This window comes from Microbacterium invictum (assembly GCF_034421375.1).
GTDB lineage: Bacteria > Actinomycetota > Actinomycetes > Actinomycetales > Microbacteriaceae > Microbacterium > Microbacterium invictum_A.
On record NZ_CP139779.1, the window covers coordinates 1,852,356 to 1,873,015 of the forward strand.

Here is a 20,660-nt window from a genome sequence, read left to right on the forward strand (position 1 = left end):
GGCTGAACACGTGACAGACCGGCGTGGCGAGAGGGCGATGCGCGGGATGCCCGTGCTCGCCTTGGCGCTCGGTCTGAGCGTCGCCACCTCCGGCGCGGCGGTCGCCGACGACACCCGCGCGGACGCCGCCTCCGGGTCTGCCGCGACCTCCGAGGTGTCGGTCGAGCCGGCGCCCCCCGACGCGCTCGGGCGGCTGGCGGCCGAGCGCGTCGCGTCGATGAGCGTCCAGGAGAAGGCGGCGAGCGTCGTCATGGGTCACGTCCCCGGAACGGACTCGTCGATCCTGGGCGCATACATGTCGCAGACCGGCATCGGCGGATTCATCCTGATGGGCGCGAACATCCCGGCGGACGAGGCGGCACTCGCCCAGGTCACCACCGCCCTGACGACCGACCCCGCCTTCCCGCCGCTCATCGCTGTGGATCAGGAGGGCGGCGATGTCTCGCGCCTGCCGTGGGACAGGCTGCCCGCCGCCCTGACGCTGAAGAACGCTCCGGCCGCCGACACCGCCGCGGCCTTCGCGGCGCGCGCCGCGCTCTTGCAGCGGGTCGGGATCGGTGTCAATTTCGGGATCGTCGCGGACGTCGCACCGGCGCCGGGGGAGTTCATCTTCCGCCGGGCGCTGGGGACGGATGCCGGCGGCGCGGCCGAGCGCGTCGGCGCCGCCGTCGCCGGCGAGTCGGGCGGTGCCCTGTCGACGATCAAGCACTTTCCCGGCCACGGAGCCGCGCCCGGGGACTCCCATGCGACCATCCCGACCACTAGTATGCCGAAGGCGGAATGGACCGCTGCCGACGCCCGGCCTTTCGCCGCAGGGATCGACGCCGGGGCGGAATTGCTGATGTTCGGGCATCTGTCCTACACCGCCGTGGATCCGTTGCCCGCCTCGCTGTCGGCCGAATGGCACCGGATCGCGCGTGAAGAGCTCGGCTTCGACGGCATCGCGATCACCGACGATCTAGGGATGCTCCAGGCGGTGGGGGATCCCGCGTACCTCGATCCGGTCGCGAACTCGGTCGCCGCGCTGCGCGCCGGGAACGACATGGTGCTGACGGTGGTCTCGTCGACGGCCGAGACGGCCCCAGCCGTCGTGGCCGGCATCGTTGCCGCCGTCGAGTCCGGTCAGCTCTCCGAGGACCGGCTGGATGAGGCGGCGACCCGGGTCGCGGAAGCGCGGCTTCTGCTGGCCGCTGAGGGTCGGGGGATGTCGCCCTGCGCCTCGTGCGAGCCGGCCGGCTGAGTCGCTGTGCGCAGAACGTCACACAGTCGTATCCGAAGCCCCTGGGCCCGATCGCTGAGCTCGCGCTGCCGCCGCACGTATTCGGCCTTGCCGGGCGCCGTCTCGATAGCGACGGCCTCATAGCCCCATTCGCTCAGGTCGTAGGGTGATGCGGCCATGTCGAGCGCGCGGATGTCGCGTGCAAGCGTGAACGAATCGAGCAGCAGCTCACCGGGAACCAGGGGGCCTGCCTTCACGGCCCACTTGTACAGGTCCATCCCGGCGTGGAGGCATCCCGGCTGCTCGAACTCGATCCGGCTCGAACGATCGAGCGGATCGCGGTTTCGCGGCACCGCATCCGGAGTGAAGAACCGGAAGGCATCGAAGTGGGTGCACCGCAGCTCATGGGCCTCCACCACCTCGTCGGTACCACGTGATCCCAGGCGCAGGGGAAGGGCGTGCCGTCGCTCGGCAGACCGGTACAGCATCGCCCATTCGTGGAGCCCGAAGCAGCCGAACAGCGGTGTCCGGCTCTGCGTGCTTCGCAGGAGGCCCTCGATTCCCCGCAGGAGCGCGGCGTACGCGCGGCGGAACCCAGGCGCATCCACCCGCAGCGAGTTCGGCGTCTCTCCCGGCTCGTACCACCGCCAACCCGCGCGCGGCTCGCGACTCGCGTCGGCGAGGTCGACCGCCGCGCCGGGGTGCCACCGGGAGAGGATCGCGGGCTTGTAGGAGTAGTACGTGAACAGGAAGTCCTCGACGGGATGCTTCTCCCCGCGTCGCGCCCGCGCTCGGTGGGCAGCCGTCAGATCCTGCGCCCTCTCGCGGTGGATGCGCTCGCGCGCGGACCACTCAGGACGTTCGAGGAGCATCGTCGTCCGCGTCCGTGGCGGGTTCGATGAGCTGGGGGCTGTTGTTGCGGACGTTCCCGACGGCGCGGTCGACGACGTGGTCGTCCAGTGTCTCGGCCACGGCGGGGGCGGCGTCGATCGCCGCGTCGAGAACATCGCGGACGTTCTCGGTCGTCGGGTCCAGCCACGCGTCGGCATGATCGGGATCCATGAAGAGGGGCATGCGGTCATGGATGGATCCGAGTCTTCCGATCGAATCCCGCGTGAGGATCGTGAAACTCAGCAGCCAGCGCTCCGGATCGTCGTCCTGCTTCGACGGATCCTTCCACCATTCGTAGAGACCACCGAAGAACAGGGGCTCGCCGCCGGCGGGGTGGATGTAGTGCGGGATCTTCGCGCCGTCCACCTGCTTCCACTCGTAGTAGCCCGTCGCGGGGATGATCGCGCGGCGCTTGGTGAGCGCCTGGCGGAACATCGGCTTGTCCTCGAGCTCCTCGGAGCGAGCGTTGAACGCCCGGGCGCCGACCTTGACGTCCTTCGCCCACCCGGGCACCAGGCCCCAGCGCGCCGGCTCGAGGCGACGGGTCGGGGGTTCGGTCTTGCCCGAATCGAGCACGATGGCCACCGACGAGGTCGGCGCGATGTTGTAGGACGGGGCGGGAAGATCCTCGCTCTCGACGTCCACCCGCAGCACCCCCACGAGTTCCGAGCCGACGTTTGCCACCACGAACCGACCGCACATGCGATCAGCCTACGACCGGCGTCGGACGTGGCAGACCCCGGCCGTTACGAGACGACGACGCCGACCGCCTGCAGTCTGTCCAGGAGCTCGGCGCCGTCTCGGCCGGTGACCCAGGGGACGCCTGCTGCGGAGTGATCGTTCACGGCGGTGCGCCCACCGGCCAGGACCGCCTCCGCGGGGGAGAGGCGCCGGATGGCGACGGCGATCACGCTCCCGGGGTTCTCGCTGGTGAAGGTCGTGTAGATCTCGTCGTCGTGCTGTCCGTCGTCGCCGATGAGGAGCCACTTGACATCCGGGAACTCCCGGCCGAGGCGGCGCAGATTCTCCAGCTTGTGCTCTTTGCCGCTGCGGAACCAGCGGTCGTGGGTCGGACCCCAGTCCGTGAGGAGGATGGCGCCCGCCGGGTAGACGTGACGACGAAGGAAGCGCATGAGAGTCGGGGCGATGTTCCACGCGCCCGTGGAGAGGTAGACGAACGGCGACCCGGGATTGTCACGGACCAGTCGCTCGGCGAGGACCGCCATCCCCGGGACGGGTTGGCGGGCGTGCTCGTCGACCACGAAGGAGTTCCATGCAGCGAGGAGAGGACGCGGGAGAGCGGTCACCATGACGGTGTCGTCGACGTCCGAGATCACGCCGAAGCGCACCTGCGGCGCGACGATGAAGAGGCGGGTCTCGACGGACTCTCCGCCCTCGACCGACATCGTCACGGTCTGCCAGCCGGGCTCGAGGGCTGCGGGGAGGACGGTGTCGATCACGCCGCCCCGGTCGGCGACGACCTCGTGCTCGGTGCCTGCGATCGTCACCCGCACCTGGGCGTAGCCCACCGGCACCGAGGCGAAGCTGCGCCATCCGCGAACGCCCGCGTACTCGCCGGACTCGGTGGTGCGGGCGGGAGGCACGATGAGAACGCGGCCGAGCACCCTCACCCAGTCCACGCCCCCGTAGCCGGGGAACGGCGCGACCGTGGGTCGCTGACCGCGGCGACGGGCGCGTCGTTCCCGCCACGCGTGGAAACGGTACTCCAGGCGAGCGAGCCACAACACCTTCGCCCCGGGCGACGGAGTGGTCTCGGACATCACCTCAGTCTTTCACGGTGTCGACCTCACCCGTCGACTCCGCGACCGGATCCGGTTCGAAGTGCCGGCGCTCCAGGCGTTCGACGATCTTCTCCACGGCGAAGACGAGGAGGAGGAAGACGACGATGGCTCCGACGAAGAGATACCCCGCGAAGTGCAGCTGATCCGCCAGTTCGCGATAGGTCCCCGCCGCGGCGGATGCCACGCTGACGTAGAGCGCCGCCCACAGGATGCAGGCGGGCGCCGTCCAGGCGAGGAACCGTCGGTACGCGAAGCCGCTCATCCCGACCGTGAGCGGCACGAGCGAGTGCAGGACCGGCAGGAAGCGCGAGAGGAAGATCGCAGGCCCGCCCCGGCGCTGCAGGTAGCGCTCGGACCGCGCCCACTTCTCTTCGCCGATCCACCGGCCCAGTCGCGATCGTCGGATCCAGGGGCCGAGGAAGCGTCCGAGATAGAACCCGATCGTCTCGCCGGCGAGCGCTCCGAGCACGACGACGACCGCGAGGATCACGCCCTCCCACGGCGAGGAGACGGCGGTGGCCGCGACGATGACGATCATGTCGCCGGGAACGACGAGACCTACCAGCACGCTCGTCTCGAGCATGATGGCGATCCCCGCCAGCACCGTCCGCACGATGGGGTCGACGCTCTGGACGGCGTCGAGGATCCCGGAGAGGATCTCGTTCACGGCTCGAGCCTACGGCTCGGACGCGTCCTCTAGCCTGAGAACATGTCGGTGCACCCCGTGGCCGTCGAGCTCGACGCGTGGATCGACCCGAGCCTTGCGTTCGCCCAGTGGGCAGGCAGACACGACCATTGCTTCTGGCTCGACGGCGAGGCCGACCAGTCCGGGGGGTGGAGCTGGGTGGGGATCGGCCGTCCCGCTGATCCTCGTGAGGTCACGAGCGCCTCCCTCGGCGCCGGTGTCGCACGTCCCGACGGATGGCCCGCCGGCCGGTTCCGCGGGGGATGGGTCGGGTGGTTCGGCTACGAAGAGGGAGCCGCCGTCGCGGGCGCCCCCGTCCATACGGATGCCGCGGACGCGCCGCCCGCGCTGTGGCTCCGCGCATCGGAGTGGTTCGCCTTCGATCATGGCCGGCGACGAGCCTTCTTCGTCGGCCATGACGACGGCGAAGGCCCCGTCGCCCCGGTCTTCGCTCCGCCGACGGAGGACGGGCCGCCCCGGCACCCATCCGAGGGATCCGCTCTCCACGACACGCCGACGCCCGCGATCGCGGTCGCGCGTCACGGCGCCGACGAGTACGCCGGCCTCATCGAACAGTGCCGCGGGCACATCCGCGAGGGCGACGCCTACCAGCTGTGCCTCACCACCCGCTTCACGGTCCCGGGCGCGCCCATCGACCCGCTGGCGGTCTATCTGCGGCTGCGGGCCGGCTCACCCGCTCCGTTCGGCGCCCTCGTCCGGTCGGGCGGCATCGCCCTCCTCAGCGCCAGCCCCGAGCGGTTCCTCGACGTCGACGGGACGCGGGTTCGCACGAGTCCGATCAAGGGCACACGCCGACGCTCGGCCGACCCCCGCGAAGACGCCGCCCTGGCCGCCGAGCTCGTCCGAGACGAGAAGGAGCGCGCCGAGAACCTGATGATCGTCGATCTGATGCGCAACGACCTCTCCCGGGTCTGCGAGCCCGGATCCATCCGCGTGGAGGAACTCTTCGCGGTGCACTCCTACCGCCAGGTCCATCAGCTGGTCAGCACGGTGTCGGGGACGCTGCGCCCCGGCATCCTCGTCTCGGATCTCCTCGAAGCCACGTTCCCGGCCGGGAGCATGACGGGAGCGCCGAAGCTGTCGGCGATGACGATCCTCCACCGACTGGAGGGGGCACCCCGGGGGGTCTTCTCCGGGTGCCTCGGGTGGATCGGCGAGGACGGCGGTCTGGACCTCGCGATGATCATCCGCTCGATCGTGGCGCATCCGACAGGCGCCTACGTCGGAGCGGGCGGCGGGATCACCTGGCGGTCGGTGCCGTCGGCGGAGGTCGCCGAGGTGGCGCTCAAGGCCCGCGGCCCTCTCTCAGCGCTCGGCGCCGTCCTGCCCGATGGCTGGTGACGACACCGTCCCCGCCTGACCCTGCGGCTCGGCTACCCTGGGAATCTCGCGCTCCGCGCGCTCGATGTCCCGTTCGAGCACCACGATTGGCATCTCTCCGTGAGTCAGACTTCCCCCAGCGACACCACCGCGACCACCGACGGCAGCGGCTTCGATCCCTTCGCCATCCAGCAGAAGTGGCAGCAGCGGTGGGAGGAGGCAGACCCGTTCCGCGCCGGCGACGAGGGCGACACGCGCCCCCGCAAGTACGTTCTCGGCATGTTCCCCTACCCCTCGGGGGACCTGCACATGGGCCACGCCGAGAGCTACGCCTACGTCGACATCGTCGCGCGCTTCTGGCGGCACCGCGGCTACAACGTGCTGAACCCGATCGGCTGGGACTCGTTCGGCCTGCCCGCCGAGAACGCCGCCATCCAGCGCGGTGCGGATCCTCGCGAGTGGACGTATGCCAACATCGCGCAGCACAAGAAGAGCTTCCGCGAGTACGGCTCCTCGTACGACTGGAGCCGCATCCTCCACACCAGCGATCCCGAGTACTACCACTGGAACCAGTGGCTGTTCCAGCAGCTGTACGAGCGCGACCTCGCCTACCGCAAGGAGAGCCCGGTCAACTGGTGTCCGAACGACCAGACGGTCCTCGCGAACGAGCAGGTCGTCGACGGGCACTGCGAGCGATGCGGCGCGGAGGTGATCAAGAAGAAGCTCACCCAGTGGTACTTCAAGATCACCGCCTACGCCGATCGACTCCTCGATGATCTGAACCAGCTCGAGGGCTTCTGGCCGCAGAAGGTCATCCGGATGCAGCGGAACTGGATCGGCCGCTCGGTCGGCGCCGACATCGACTTCGAGATCGAAGGACGTGCCGAGAAGGTCACGGTCTTCTCCACCCGCCCCGACACGCTGCACGGCGCGACCTTCATGGTGGTGGCCCCCGACAGCGACCTCGCCGCCGAGCTCGCCGCCGGCGCCTCCGCCGAGGTGCGGATGCGCTTCCAGGACTACGTCGACTCGGTCGCGCGGGAGAGCGAGATCGATCGTCAGAACACCGAGCGCCCGAAGACCGGGGTGTTCCTGGAGCGCTACGCGATCAACCCCGTCAACGGCGAGCGGCTGCCCATCTGGGCGGCGGACTACGTGCTGGCCGACTACGGTCACGGTGCGGTGATGGCCGTTCCCGCCCACGATCAGCGCGACCTCGACTTCGCCCGGGCGTTCGATCTCCCCATCACGGTCGTCGTCGACACCACGGCACCGATCACCGGCGCCATCCCCGTCATCGAGACCGATGACGACGGCGAGCCGATCATGCCGGAGGACAGCGGCCCGAGCCTGGCCGACGTCGACCCCGCACGCACCGGCATCGCCCTGACGGGCGAGGGGCGGATGATCCACTCCGGGAGCCTGGACGGGCTGTCCAAGCGCACCGCAATCACCCGCATCATCGAGGAGCTCGAGGCGGCCGGCACCGGGCGCGCGGCGAAGTCGTACCGGCTGCGCGACTGGCTCATCTCCCGGCAGCGCTTCTGGGGGACCCCCATCCCCATGATCCACACCGAGGACGGGCGCATCGTGCCGGTGCCCGCATCGGAGCTGCCGCTGCGGCTTCCGGATGCACAGGGGCTCGACCTGGCACCGCGCGGCACGTCCCCGCTGGGTGGTGCAGACCACTGGATCCAGACGACCGATCCCGAGACCGGACGCCCCGCCCGCCGCGACCCCGACACCATGGACACGTTCGTGGACAGCTCGTGGTATTTCCTGCGGTTCCTGACGCCGAACGACGCCACGCAGGCCTTCTCGCCGCGCGAGGCCGACCGGTGGGCTCCCGTCGACGCCTACATCGGCGGCGTGGAGCACGCGATTCTGCACCTCCTCTACGCGCGGTTCATCACCAAGGTGCTCTTCGACATGGGCCTGATCGACTTCACCGAGCCCTTCACGAGTCTGGTGAACCAGGGGATGGTGCTGCTCGGCGGGTCGAAGATGTCCAAGAGCAAGGGCAACCTCGTCGAGTTCGCCGCGAGCATGCGCGACCCCGGTGCCGACGTCGTGCGCGTCGCGATCGCCTTCAGCGGTCCGGCCGAGGACGACATCAACTGGGAGGACGTGTCGACCACGGGCGCCCAGAAGTTCCTCGCGCGCGCCTGGCGCGTCGCGAAGGACGTCACCAGCGAGCCCGACGTGGTGTGGGCCGAGGGCGATGTCGCGCTCCGCCGCGTCACTCACCGTCTGCTGGCCGACGCCCCCGGCCTCATCGAGCAGACGAAGTTCAATGTCGCCGTGGCGCGATTGATGGAACTCGTCAACGCCACGCGCAAGGTGATCGACTCCGGCGCCGGGCCCGCAGACCCCGCTGTCCGCGAAGCAGCCGAGGCGACGGCGATGATCCTCGACCTGTTCGCACCCCACACCGCGGAGGAGATGTGGGAGATGCTCGGATACGCCCCGTTCGTCGGGCTCGTGCCGTGGCGGCATCCGGATCCGACGCTCCTCGTGGACGAGACGGTGACCGCCGTCGTCCAGATCGACGGCAAGGTGAGAGCGACCCTCGAGGTCTCGGCGCGCATCGACTCCGCGGCCCTGGAGGCTCACGCCAGGGCAGACGCCAAGGTGCAGCGGGCGCTCGCCGGCCGTGAGATCACGCGCGCGGTGGTGCGTCCGCCGAAGGTCGTGAGCTTCAGCACCCACTGAGGCACGCACCACCTCTCCTGCACACACGCGACCGGCCACGATCCCTCCACGGATCGTGGCCGTCGCCGTGTCCGGTCGACCCGGCCCACCTAGCGTGTGAGCGTGACGGCAGACGGCGCAGAGGGTCGCCCCACCGTGCGGCGCCTGGGCCTCGGTGCGGCCGTCGTCGTGGTCCTCGTCGCCATCGCGATCACCGTCGGGATAGGCATCTTTCGCAGCGCCCTCGCGCCGGTCGATGAGATCCCCCTGCCGCCGCCGACCGATCTCACGTCAGAGCCGGGCGCGGCCGCAGCGCCGTCCCCGGCGGGTCTCGTCGTGCACATCACGGGAGCCGTCGCCGCGCCCGGCGTCTACATCCTGCCGGACGGCGCGCGCGTGCTCGATGTCGTCGCGGCGGCAGGCGGACTCCTCGAGACCGCGGAGCCACGCTCCGTGAACCTTGCGCGCCCCGTCGTGGACGGCGAGCAGCTGGTGGTGTCGCAGGTCGGAGAGGCCGCCCCCGGAGAGCCCGTCGCCCCCGTCGATGCGACGACGGGGTCGGCCGGCGGCAAGGTGAACCTGAATACCGCCGACGAAGCGATGCTCGACACCCTGCCCCGGATCGGCCCCGCCCTGGCCCAGCGGATCATCGCGTGGCGAGAGGAGAACGGCCCGTTCACCAGTGTCGACGATCTGCTCGCCGTCTCGGGCTTCGGGGAGAAGATGGTCGAGTCGCTGCGCGATCTGGTGGTGTGGTGACCGTCTCGCGCTGGCCGGAGGCCATCAGGCGGTCGCGGATGCCGGCGGCTGCGGTGCTCGTGTGGATCGCCGCGACACTCGCCACCCTTCGCCCGCAGGCCGCTCCGGCGCTCGCGGGTCTGCTGTGGGCGGCCACGGTCGTCATCCTCTCGGTGGGCGGCGTGGTAGCCGCCCGCGCGCACCCCGCTCGCGCGCGACGGCGCGGGCGCCTCTGGCTGGCCGCACTGGTGCTCGGCGTGTCGGCCGGCGCCGTGGCTTCGACGACCGTCGCGCTCGCGGCCCCGAGCGCACTCCAGGCCCAGGAGCGCATCGGGTCGGGCCGGAGCGTGGCTGCCGAGGTCATCGTCACCGGAAAGGTCGAGCGCCGCGGTCTCTCCGACTGGGCCTTCGATGCCGTCGCCGTCTCGCTCGGCACCGGAGGCGTCGATGCCGAGACCGGAACCGTACCGGTGAGCGTCATCATCGGCGATGCCGAACGCGGCAGCGAGACGCGGCTCGACGTCGGCGCCCGTATCGGGATCACGGCGATCGCGGGTCCGCCGCTTCCCGGCGACCGCGCGGCGCTGGTCCTTCGCGTCAGCAGCGACCCGGTGATGATCCAGCCGGCGACGGGCGCGCTGGCCGCGGCCTCCGATCTCCGGGCCGGACTCGTCGCCGCCGTCGACGGGCTTCCCGACCCAGGACGGACGCTCATCCCGGGCCTCGCCGTCGGCGACACGCGCCTGGTCACCGAGGAACTCGAGACGGCGATGATCTCATCGTCTCTGTCGCACCTCACCGCGGTGTCGGGCGCCAACTGCGCGCTCGTCGTCGGTGTCGCCTACCTGCTGGCAGCGGCCATCGGGCTCAGGCGCGGGGCGCGCACCCTCGCAGCCCTCATCACCCTCGGCGGGTTCGTCCTCCTGGTCACACCCGAGCCGAGCGTGGTGCGCGCCGGGGTCATGGCGGCGGTGGCGATGATCGCCGTACTGCTCGGCCGTTCGGGCATCGGCCTCGCGGTGCTGAGCCTGGCGGTACTCGTGCTTCTCGCTCTGGATCCCTGGCTGTCGACCTCCCTCGGCTTCGCCCTCTCGGTGGTGGCGACCGCGTCGCTCCTCGTGCTCGCGCCACCGCTCGCCGCCGGACTCCAGCGCGCTCTGCCCGCGCCCCTCGCCCTCCTCCTGTCCGTCCCGATCGCCGCACAGATCGCCTGCGGCCCGCTCCTCGTCCTCGTCGAGCCGACGGTCCCCGTCTACGGGGTCGTCGCCAACGTGCTCGCCGCCCCCGCAGCACCCGTCGCGACCGTCGTCGGTCTCGTGGTGTGCCTGACCCCCATGGCGCCGCTGCTGCAGTCGGGTGCGGCCGCTCTCGCCTGGATCCCCGCTGCGTGGATCGCCGGGGTCGCCGAGACCGCCTCCGCGCTCCCCGGCGCCCAGTCCCCGTGGATCGGGGGAGTCGGGGGGCTGCTGACCCTCGCGACCGCCGGTGGTGCGGTGTGGATCCTGGTGGCATGCGGGCCACGGCGCCGGGGGAGTGTCCGTCTCCTGCGGCTCGCATCCGGGCTGGTTCTCGCCGTGGTGATCGGGATCGTCGCGGGAACCACTGCGCTCCGCACGGTCGCAGGCCCCCTCACCCTTCCCGGCGCCTGGAGCGTCGTGGCCTGTGACGTCGGGCAGGGTGACGCGGTGCTCGTCCGATCCGCCGGCGCGGTGGCCTTGGTCGACACCGGGCCCGATCCCGATGCGGTCCGCTCGTGTCTGGACCGGGTCGGCGTGGAGCGCATCGACCTCCTCGTGCTGACGCACTTCGACACCGATCACACCGGCGGTGTCGACGCGGTCGTCGGGCGGGTCGACACCGTCATCCACGGTCCCCTCGACGGCTCGGCGGCCGAACGCGTGCGTGCCGATCTCCTCGCCGGCGGCGCCACGGTCCGGGAGGTCCATCAGGGCATGTCGGGCCGCCTGGGCGACGCGGTCTGGCGCACGCTCTGGCCGCGACCCGACTCGCCGGCCTTCCCCCCGGGCAACGACGCCAGCGTGGTCATCGATCTCGTCGGTCCCGATCTTCCCCGGGTCGTGCTGCTCGGCGACCTCTCGGCGGCACCGCAACGGGCGTTGATCGCCGACGATGTGCTGAGCGATGCGTACGACGTGGTCAAGATCGCCCATCACGGCAGCGCCGATCAGCACCTGCCGCTCTACGACGGCATCGACCCCGCCGCCGCGCTGATCACCGTGGGGCGAGGGAACGCCTTCGGACACCCTCGGAGCGAGATCCTCTCGGCTTTGGCCGCGATCGGGACCGCGGTGGCGCGGACCGACGAGGACGGTCTGATCGCGCTCTGGCTCGACCACGGTCGTCTTCGCATCTTCCGGGACGATCGTCGTGACGAATCGCACGGCACCGTCGGCGGCGGTGGCTAGGCTGGGATCCATGCCGGCCTGCTCCTCGTCACGCTCAGGTGGGCGCTCGACGGGCACGCGCAGCGCCATCCCGCAGCTGTCCTGGCGCGAGCCCCAGCCCGCGCCGATCGTCCTCGTCTCCGGTCCCGAGGAGGTCTGCGCCGAACGCGCCATCGCGGGGGTCCGCGACTATCTCCGCGCGGAGGATGCCAGCCTGGAAGTGTCCGACATCCGGGCCGACGACTACGCGGCCGGAACCCTTCTCGCCCTGACGTCGCCATCCCTCTTCGGCGAGCCGCGCCTGGTCCGCGTCCTCGGGGTCGAGAAGTGCTCCGATGCGTTCCTCACCGAGGCCCTGTCCTATCTGTCCCACCCGCAGGACGGTGCGACCGTGCTCCTCCGGCACACCGGCGCGAGCGTCCGTGGCAAGAAGCTGCTCGATGCCATCCGGGCCGGGCAGGGTGGGGGTGTCGAGATCGCCTGCCCGGCGCTCAAACGCGAGTCCGATCGTTTCGACTTCGCCGCTGCGGAGTTCTCGCAGGCGCGGAAGAGAATCGCCCCCGGTGCTCTGCGCGCGCTGGTGTCGGCCTTCGCGGACGACCTCACGGAGCTGGCGGCCGCATGCCAGCAGCTCATCTCCGACGTCGCCGAGGACATCACCGAGCAGACCGTCGTGCGCTATTACGGCGGCCGAGTCGAGACCTCCGCCTTCACCGTCGCCGATACCGCGATCGCCGGTCGCTACGGCGAGGCCCTCATCGCCCTGCGGCATGCCCTCGCCTCGGGAGCCGATCCGGTGCCCCTCGTGGCGGCGATCGCCTCGAAGCTGCGCACGATGGCGCGGGTTGCCGGCCATCGCGAGCCGTCGGCGGCGCTGGCGGCCCGCCTGGGACTGAAGGACTGGCAGGTCGATCGCGCGCGACGGGACCTGTCGGGATGGACGGAGTCGACGCTCGGGATGGCGATCCAGGCGGCCGCTCGCGCGGATGCGGAGGTGAAGGGGGGGTCTCGGGACTCGGTGTTCGCCCTCGAACGCCTCGTCACGGTCATCGCCACCCGAGAGCCGTTCGCCGGCGCCTCCCGCTGATCACGGCGCCCGTACGCCCCTCAACAACGACGAACGGCCCGTCTCCGAGGAGACGAGCCGTTCGATGTGCCGGGGCGTCAGAGCGACGCGACCTGCTTCGCGATGGCCGACTTGCGGTTCGCGGCCTGGTTCTGGTGGATGACACCCTTGCTGACGGCCTTGTCGAGCTTCTTCGTCGCCTTGGCCAGCGCCTTCTCGGCGGCGGCCTTGTCGCCGGCGGCGACGGCCTCGCGCGCACGGCGGACCTCGGTCCGCAGCTCGCTCTTCACGGCCTTGTTGCGCTCGCGCGCCTTCTCGTTGGTCTTGTTGCGCTTGATCTGCGACTTGATGTTCGCCACGTGTCGACGTTCTTTCGTTCGGAGGTTGGATGAGATGCCCGGCGACAGGAGAGGGCCGTCGCGAGGCGGTCGTGAGGGCGAACCCACACGCAAGCCAAACAAGGAGTCTACCAGGTCAGGCGGGGGCTCCCCGGCCACTGCCCTCCCCGGCACTGTCTTCCCCGGCTCTGTCTTCTCCAGCACTGTCCTCTCCAGCACTGTCTTCTCGAGCACTCTCACGTTCGATCGTGGCGACGGCGAGACTCAGCACGGCGTTGAACACGCGGGGACGCATCGCGGTGACGAGATGACTTGTCCGCGGCACCACGATGAGCTCGGCGTGCGGAGCGATCCGGATGAAGAGCCGCTCGTTCACCCGCAGCTGGTCGTATTGTCCGTTCACGAACCACAGCGGCACCTCGATCCGAGCGAGGGCGGTCAGCAGGTCGAGCACGGAGAGGCTCCGCAGGGCGACGTCCTGTGCATCGAAGGCGTAGCCGCCGGCGCCGAAATCCGGGCGCGTCTCGGTCGGAAGAGTGCGGTCCAGCACGTAGTTCGTCAGCCACATACCGCGATCGGGGAGCGAGTCGAAGCGACGGGCGAGGAACCGGTAGGTCGCGAGCCCCATGCCCCGGGGAATCGCCGTGCACGAGGCGGCGACGAAACCGGCGACGGGAGGCGGATCCTCCTGCCCGACGTAGTCGATGCTGACGAGGCCCCCCATCGAGTGCGCGACGAGGAGGACGGGTCCGCGCGCCGCAGCCTCGCGGACGGCGTGATCGATGGTCTCGAAGGCCCCGTCCAGGGTGAACACTCCGTCTCGACGTGTTCCGTGTCCGGGGAGGTCGACCGCGGTCGCGGTCACTCCGCAGGACGTGAGGTACTCCGTCTGGGCGCGCCACATCGTGGCCGACGTGCGGATCCCGTGGACGAAGACGACCTGGACCCCCATGGAATCCACGATACGGTCGGGCGCCGACGGCGACGGCCCCCACCCCGAGGGATGAGGGCCGTCGCACCGTGGATGCGCCGTCAGCGGCTCACTGCTCGGTCGGCAGCGTCCGCCGCCGGAGGGCGAAGAACACCCCGCCGGCGACCAGGAGCAGTGCCCCGCCGAGGGCGATGCCGAGCGGCAGCTGGGCGCCGGTCACCGCGAGCGGATCGCCCGCCTGGCCCCCCGCACCGGGCTGGCCGGGCTGACCCGGCGTGCCAGGCTGACCCGGCTGACCCGGCGTACCCGGCTGACCCGGCACGGTCGGCACGTCCGTCACGAGGACGGCGCGGCCGAGCGGCGCCGGATCGACGGTCTCCAGGGCCTGGAAGTACGCCAGGGTGGCATCCAGGTCGATCTGGCCCGTGTCGGTCCGGTCGGTCCCCTCGGTGAACGTCGGGAACCCGTCTCCGCCATTGGCGAGGAAGGAGTTCGTGACGACCGTGAAGGTGTCGGTCGGCTCGATCGGCTCGCCCTGGTAGCTCATCGAGACGATGGTCCCCGACCGGGCGACCGTCTGACCCGCCGGCGGCTGGCCCTCGACGTACTCGTAGCTGAAGCCCTCCGACACACCGAGGTGCAGCTTCGGACGATCGCCCGTGGCCTTCCACTGCTGCGTGAGGATCTCCTCCAGCTGCGCACCGGTGAGGGTCACCGTGACCAGCGTGTTGGCGAAGGGCTGGACGTCGGCCGCCTCCTTGTAGGTGACGACGCCGTCCTCGCCGACCAGCAGATCGGCGCGCAGGCCGCCCGGGTTCATCAGCGCGATCTGCGCCGGGGTTCCGCCGAACGAGGGGTTCTCGCTGGTGGCCCAGAGGTAGACGTCGGCGACCCAGTTGCCCATCGACGACTCCACGCCGCGGTCGGCACCGGGAGGCGTACCACCACGCAGGATGTCACCGGTGATGGAGCCGATCGGGGCGGATCCGAGCTCGTCGGCGGTGGCCACATAGCCGGCGACCTGGGCGGCGATCTCCTCATCGGCGGGGAAGGCGTCCTTCAGCGGGAAGGTCGTCCCCTCGATGGAGATCAGCTCGTCGGCCTCGACGTCGTAGCTCAGCGAGAGCTGACCCATGGCCTTGCCGTACTCCGAGGCCTGAATGACCGGACGGGTGCGGTCGGTGCCGTCCACCGGAACCTCGCACGCGTACGTCTGATGCGTGTGAGCCGAAACGATGGCGTCGATGAGCGGCGAGGCGCCCGTCGCGAGGTCGCCGAACCCGGCCGCATCCGCAGCGAGCTGAGCGCAGTCGCCGGTCGCGGCACCCGAGTGGGTCAGCAGCACCATGACATCGGGATCGACGGTGTCGGCCAGTTCGTCGGCCACCCGGTTGGCGGCCTCGAGCTGGTCTCCGAACTCGATGTCGGCGATACCCAACGGGTCCACCATCGTCGCGGTGTCGGGGGTCACGGTGCCGATGAAGGCCACGCTCACCCCGTCGATCTCGCGCAGCGCGTACTCCGGGAGCACCGGGTCGGTGGTGCCGGCGGCGTAGACGTTGGCACCCAGACCGAAGTCCTGACCGGCCAGGCGCTCGGCCTCGGTGACGTTCTCGGGGTCGGTGTTGCCGCCGTAGCGCGGGAGCACGCGGTTCAGCAGGTCGTCGAAGCCCCGGTCGAACTCGTGGTTGCCGACGACCGAGAGGTCCAGCCCCGACGCCACGAGGGTGTCGATGGTCGGGTTGTCCTGCTGGATGAAAGAGGTGAAGGTCGAGGCGCCGATGTTGTCTCCGGCGGAGACGAACAGGGTGTTGGGGTTCTCGGCCTTCTTCGCCTCGACCGCACCCGCGATCACCGCAGCGCCCGCCTCGGCGCCGGAGGGGTTGGCCTCCAGGCGACCGTGGAAGTCGTTGATCGTGAGGATGTCGAGCTCGACGGGCGCAGCGGCCCCGGCGCTCAGTCCGACCTTGACCGGGTCGTGGTCGCTCGAGCGGTACGGGTCGTCGGCGTGGAACTCGGTGCCGTGGTACCCGAACCGCGAGTACTCCAGGGCGAGGGCCTCACCGGCGTTGATGTTCCAGACGTCGGCACCGGTCTGGCGGGCGGCCGCGGCGTCGTTGACGAGGATGTGGTCCAGCGAGCCCGAGAGCCCCTGGAACACGTAGCTGTACTCGTCGCCCTGCTCCGCGTCCGTATAGCCGGCCTCATAGAGGACCTGCATCGGGTCTTCCTGCCCGTAGGAGTTGAAGTCACCCGCGAGGATGACGGACTCGGTGTCGCCCTGGATCGCGCCGACCCAGTCGGCCAGCGCGGTCGCCTGGCGCACGCGCGACTCGTTCGACGCTCCCTGACCGTCGCCGGTGTCGGCGTCGCCCGGCCAGGGGCCGGCGGAGCCCTTGGACTTGAAGTGGTTCACGACGAAGAGGAACTCCTCGCCGCCGTCGACCGGCGCGAAGACCTGACCGATGGGCTCGCGCGCGTTCTGGAAGGCGCCATCCGCTCCCGACTCGTCGCCGAGCGCACGGGCGTCACCGACAGTGACCACCTCGGCGGGCTGGTAGATGATCGCGTTGGTGATCACGTCCAGTCCCGAGGCGTCGGGAAGCTCGTCCGAAGACGCGACGAAGTCCCAGCGATCGGTGCCGGCATCGGCGTTCAAGGCGTCGACGAGGCTCGACAGCGCCTCATCGGTCTCCTCGCCGAGGGCCGCAGAGTTCTCGATCTCCATGAGGCCGACGACCGAAGCGTCGAGGGCGTTGATCGCCGAGACGATCTTGGCCTGCTGACGCGCGAGATCGGCGTCATCCCACGCTCCGCGCTGGTCGCATCCGTCGCGCACGTTGTTCAGCTCCGAGCCGTCCGGGCTCTGGAACGCCGTGCACGAGGCGCTGTCGGTGCCGAGGGTCGTGAAGTAGTTCAGCACGTTGAAGGATGCGACGCTGACATCGCCACCGACCTCTTCGGGGGCGGCGGTGCGGACGTCTTCGAACTCCACCCCGTCACCCTCGCCCGATCCGTCACCGGTGAGGGGGGAGGTCGGGTTGAGCTTGAAGGCGTTGTTGCGATAGTCGACGATCACCGGCTCGGTGAAGGTGACCGAGGCCCCCACCACGACAGGCTCGGTGAGCGAAACGTAGGGCGGGGTCAGAGCGGCGTTGGCAGCCGAGAGGAAGTTCGTGCTCGCCCCGTCGTCGAGGACGACGCGACGCGCGGCGTTGTCGGCGGTCACGGCGGCGGCCTCGGGCGAACCGGGGAGCGCCACCTCGGTTGGCTGTACGAGCGGGCCGTCGCCGAAGGCGAGGGGAACCTCGCCGTACTGGTTCGTGCCGTAGGTGTCGGTGACGGTGAACGCACCCTCGGGCTGGATCAGCATCGACTCGAGCGCTTCGCGACCCGCGTCGTCGGCCGGCCATCCGGTGACGAGCGGCGTGACCCGGGCGCCGTCGGCGATGACCTCGACACTGCCGGTGCGGATGTCGACCTGGGTGAGGCCGTTGAACTCGGTGGCGAGCCCCGTGACGCGCACCGTCTGACCCTCGGCGACCTGACCGACCGTGGTCGGCGCATAGACGAAGACCGCATCGGACGCGGTGCCCGCAGCGGCGCCGGTGCCGGGCGTCTGGATGACGAAGCCTGCGAGGCCTCCGGTGGGGTAGTGCGCCGTGACGACGCCCTCGGTGACCACGGTCTGACCGTTCAGCGGCGTCGAGGCGCCGGTGCCCTGGATCTCGGCGATCGTGACCGTGCTCGGGCCCGTCGGCTCCGGGTCGGGTGTCGGCTCCGGGTCGGGAGTCGGCTCCGGGTCGACGGCGCCCGCCGCGCCCTCGGGTGTCGGCGTGCCCGCGGTGAAATCGGCGGAGTTGACCGCGGTGTGCGAGCTCCCCGCGTCACGCGAGACGCTCTGCGCGTTCGTCGTCGCGGGAGCCGGGCTCCCAGCGGAATCGCTGGGCGCGCCCCACCCGAGATAGTCCACGACCTGAGGAAGGACCGCCATGTTCGTGCTGCCCGAAAGCGCCTCAATGGAGTCGACGAGTGCGACCTTGCCGCGCTCGCCCGACATCGGGATGGTCCCCTCGACATCGGCGTCGAACCCGGGAAGGGCGGTGTTGTTGCCGGTCGCCTGGCCGACGAGCACCTTCCCGCCCGGCTGGATCGTCGTCCCCGTCAGCGGGGTGACCTGCCACGAAGAACCGCCGGCGGACGCGTACTGCACGCTCCACGACCCGAGGTCGACGGCGGTGTCTCCGGTGTTGACCAGCTCGACGAAGTCGCGGGAGAACGCCGCGCCGCCATTGCCGCCGCCGCCGTAGACCTCGTTGATGAGCACGGTGGCGTCGATGCTGACAGCCGCCTGCGCGGGCAGGGCGAGACCCACGCCGCTCAGGGCGAGGGCACCCGAGAGGAGACCGACGCCGAGCGTCCGCGCCCTCCGTCTCGGCTCGCGTGGTGGGGGGGATGGGACACCGGATGACACGGTCACAGACACTCTCCTGGTTTCGTATGCACAGCCGAACAGCGTCCCTGGGCACGACGAGACCATCGTCCGGGGGCACGCCGTTCGATCCTGGCCGATTTCGCGATCGCGTGGGTGACGCCTGTGGAAACTCCTGGTGACGCTCTGCGCGACGCCGCGGTCGGCGGCATCCGCTCCTGTCCCTCTGCGGCGCGGACGGCGGGCGGCGCGCCCGTAGAATCGAGGGAACATGTCCCCGCGCGCCCTTCAGCCCCTCGAGCCCAGTGCGACCCCGCCCGAGCTCATTCGCAACTTCTGCATCATCGCCCACATCGACCACGGCAAATCCACCCTGGCCGACCGCATGCTGCAGATCACCGGCGTCGTCTCCGATCGCGACATGCGCGCGCAGTACCTGGATCGGATGGACATCGAGCGGGAGCGCGGCATCACGATCAAGAGCCAGGCTGTGCGGATGCCGTGGGCCACCGATGCCGGGACCTTCGCCCTCAACATGATCGACACCCCCGGCCACGTCGACTTCACCTACGAGGTGAGCAGGTCGCTCGCGGCGTGCGAGGGCGCGATCCTCCTCGTCGACGCCGCACAGGGGATCGAAGCCCAGACCCTCGCCAACCTCTACCTGGCGCTGGAGAACGACCTCCACATCATCCCGGTGCTGAACAAGATCGACCTCCCGGCTGCCGACCCCGAGAAGTACGCCGCGGAGCTCGCCGGACTCATCGGCGGAGATCCCGAGGATGTGCTGCGGGTCAGTGGCAAGACCGGTGTCGGCGTCGAGGAGCTCCTGGACCGCATCGTCGAGCAGATCCCCGCGCCGCAGGGGAATGCCGACGCGCCGGCCCGCGCGATGATCTTCGACTCCGTCTACGACGCCTACCGCGGCGTGGTCACCTACGTCCGGATGATCGACGGCAAGCTGCAGCCCCGTGAGCGCATCCAGATGATGTCGACCCGGGCCACGCACGAGCTCCTCGAGATCGGGGTGTCCAGCCCCGAGCCGATCCAGACCCGCGGCCTCGGCGTCGGGGAGGTGGGGTATCTCATCACGGGTGTGAAGGACGTTCGGCAGTCCAAGGTCGGCGACACGATCACCGATCAGCGAAAGCCCGCCAGCGAGGCCCTTCCCGGCTACACCGACCCGAAGCCGATGGTGTTCTCGGGCATCTACCCGATCGACGGCAGCGACTACGCCGAGCTTCGCGAGGCCCTGGACAAACTGAAGCTCTCCGACGCCTCGCTGCAGTACGAACCCGAGACCTCCGTCGCCCTCGGCTTCGGTTTCCGCTGCGGGTTCCTCGGCCTGCTGCACCTCGAGATCATCACCGAGCGGCTCTCCCGCGAGTTCGGGCTGGACCTCATCACCACCGCGCCGTCCGTCACATACGAGGTGCACACCGACACTGGCGAGACGATCTCGGTCACGAACCCCAGCGAATACCCCGACGGCCGGGTCGCGGAGGTGTCCGAGCCCATCGTGAAGGTGGGCATCCTGCTGCCGAAGGACTACGTCGGCACCGTGATGGAGCTCTGCCAGTCCCGCCGCGGCTCGCTCCTCGGGATGGACTACCTCAGCGAGGACCGGGTGGAGCTGCGCTACAACATGCCCCTGGGCGAGATCGTGTTCGACTTCTTCGACCACCTCAAGAGCCGCACGCAGGGGTACGCGAGCCTTGACTACGAGCCCGCCGGCTCGCAGACCGCGGATCTGGTGAAGGTCGACATCCTGCTCCAGGGCGAGAAGGTGGATGCTTTCAGCTCGATCGTGCACCGCGAGAAGGCCTATGCCTACGGCACCATGATGACCGAGCGGCTGCGCAAGCTCATCCCGCGTCAGCAGTTCGAGGTGCCGATCCAGGCCGCCATCGGTGCGCGCATCATCGCGCGCGAGAACATCCGCGCGATCCGCAAGGACGTCCTGGCCAAGTGCTACGGCGGTGACATCACCCGCAAGCGCAAGCTGCTCGAGAAGCAGAAGGAGGGCAAGAAGCGCATGAAGATGGTGGGCCGCGTCGAGGTGCCGCAGGAGGCCTTCATCGCCGCGCTCTCGGGGGATGTCGAGGGGAAGCAGAAGTAGGC

General features: G+C 70.2%; 14 protein-coding genes. 7 read left to right on the top strand and 7 right to left on the bottom strand.

Annotated elements, in window-relative coordinates; translation table 11 throughout:
- Positions 1-10 precede the first annotated feature (10 nt).
- Positions 11-1,240, top strand: a complete 1,230-nt coding sequence (locus tag T9R20_RS08995; protein WP_322408971.1) for a glycoside hydrolase family 3 N-terminal domain-containing protein — start codon at positions 11-13, stop codon at positions 1,238-1,240.
- Here the strand turns inward: T9R20_RS08995 and T9R20_RS09000 are convergent.
- Genes T9R20_RS09000 through T9R20_RS09015 form a run of 4 tightly spaced genes read right to left on the bottom strand, consistent with a single transcriptional unit; the run spans position 1,123 to position 4,579 of the window.
- Positions 1,123-2,091, bottom strand: a complete 969-nt coding sequence (locus T9R20_RS09000) for a 3-methyladenine DNA glycosylase (RefSeq protein ID WP_322408973.1) — start codon at positions 2,089-2,091, stop codon at positions 1,123-1,125. The two genes, T9R20_RS08995 and T9R20_RS09000, sit on opposite strands and share 118 nt — an antisense overlap.
- A complete protein-coding gene (locus T9R20_RS09005; protein ID WP_322408975.1) occupies positions 2,072-2,812 on the bottom strand; it encodes an SOS response-associated peptidase in 741 nt (246 codons plus the stop codon). Before T9R20_RS09005 ends, T9R20_RS09000 begins: the two co-directional genes overlap by 20 nt.
- Positions 2,813-2,856: 44 nt before the next feature.
- Positions 2,857-3,891, bottom strand: coding sequence for an App1 family protein (locus T9R20_RS09010; protein WP_322408977.1), 1,035 nt, complete (start codon positions 3,889-3,891; stop codon positions 2,857-2,859).
- A 4-nt stretch (positions 3,892-3,895) separates the two neighbouring features.
- Positions 3,896-4,579 carry a DedA family protein gene (locus T9R20_RS09015; RefSeq protein WP_322408979.1) on the bottom strand — a complete coding sequence of 228 codons (684 nt, stop codon included), beginning with the start codon at positions 4,577-4,579 and terminating at the stop codon, positions 3,896-3,898.
- A 42-nt stretch (positions 4,580-4,621) separates the two neighbouring features.
- Here T9R20_RS09015 and T9R20_RS09020 point away from each other — a divergent pair, with 42 nt between their 5' ends.
- The 5 genes from T9R20_RS09020 (at position 4,622) to holA (ending at position 12,859) form a co-directional block, all read left to right on the top strand.
- Positions 4,622-5,959: an anthranilate synthase component I family protein gene (locus T9R20_RS09020; RefSeq protein WP_322408980.1), complete on the top strand. Its 1,338-nt coding sequence runs from the start codon at positions 4,622-4,624 to the stop codon at positions 5,957-5,959.
- Positions 5,960-6,058: 99 nt separating this feature from the next.
- Entirely contained in the window at positions 6,059-8,650 is a 2,592-nt protein-coding gene (gene leuS / locus T9R20_RS09025) for a leucine--tRNA ligase (RefSeq protein WP_322408982.1), read from the top strand.
- Positions 8,651-8,752: 102 nt separating this feature from the next.
- Positions 8,753-9,388, top strand: coding sequence for a ComEA family DNA-binding protein (locus tag T9R20_RS09030; RefSeq protein WP_322408984.1), 636 nt, complete (start codon positions 8,753-8,755; stop codon positions 9,386-9,388).
- Positions 9,385-11,793, top strand: a complete 2,409-nt coding sequence (locus tag T9R20_RS09035; protein WP_322408986.1) for a ComEC/Rec2 family competence protein — start codon at positions 9,385-9,387, stop codon at positions 11,791-11,793. The genes T9R20_RS09030 and T9R20_RS09035 overlap by 4 nt, the downstream gene beginning before the upstream one ends.
- A gap of 10 nt (positions 11,794-11,803) precedes the next feature.
- A complete protein-coding gene (gene holA, locus T9R20_RS09040) occupies positions 11,804-12,859 on the top strand; it encodes a DNA polymerase III subunit delta (RefSeq protein WP_322408988.1) in 1,056 nt (351 codons plus the stop codon).
- A gap of 77 nt (positions 12,860-12,936) precedes the next feature.
- Here holA and rpsT read toward each other — a convergent pair whose 3' ends face one another.
- The 3 genes from rpsT to T9R20_RS09055 all read right to left on the bottom strand — a co-directional run bounded on the left by rpsT (position 12,937) and on the right by T9R20_RS09055 (position 18,482).
- Entirely contained in the window at positions 12,937-13,197 is a 261-nt protein-coding gene (gene rpsT / locus T9R20_RS09045) for a 30S ribosomal protein S20 (protein WP_322408990.1), read from the bottom strand.
- 115 nt (positions 13,198-13,312) lie between these two features.
- On the bottom strand, positions 13,313-14,128 hold the full coding sequence (locus tag T9R20_RS09050) for an alpha/beta hydrolase (protein ID WP_322408992.1): 816 nt from the start codon (positions 14,126-14,128) through the stop codon (positions 13,313-13,315).
- An 88-nt stretch (positions 14,129-14,216) separates the two neighbouring features.
- Positions 14,217-18,482 (bottom strand): ExeM/NucH family extracellular endonuclease, encoded by a 4,266-nt coding sequence (locus T9R20_RS09055; RefSeq protein WP_322408993.1) that lies wholly within the window; start codon positions 18,480-18,482, stop codon positions 14,217-14,219.
- 328 nt (positions 18,483-18,810) lie between these two features.
- Between T9R20_RS09055 and lepA the strand changes: the two genes are divergently transcribed.
- Positions 18,811-20,658, top strand: coding sequence for a translation elongation factor 4 (lepA, locus tag T9R20_RS09060; RefSeq protein WP_322408994.1), 1,848 nt, complete (start codon positions 18,811-18,813; stop codon positions 20,656-20,658).
- Positions 20,659-20,660: the final 2 nt, after the last annotated feature.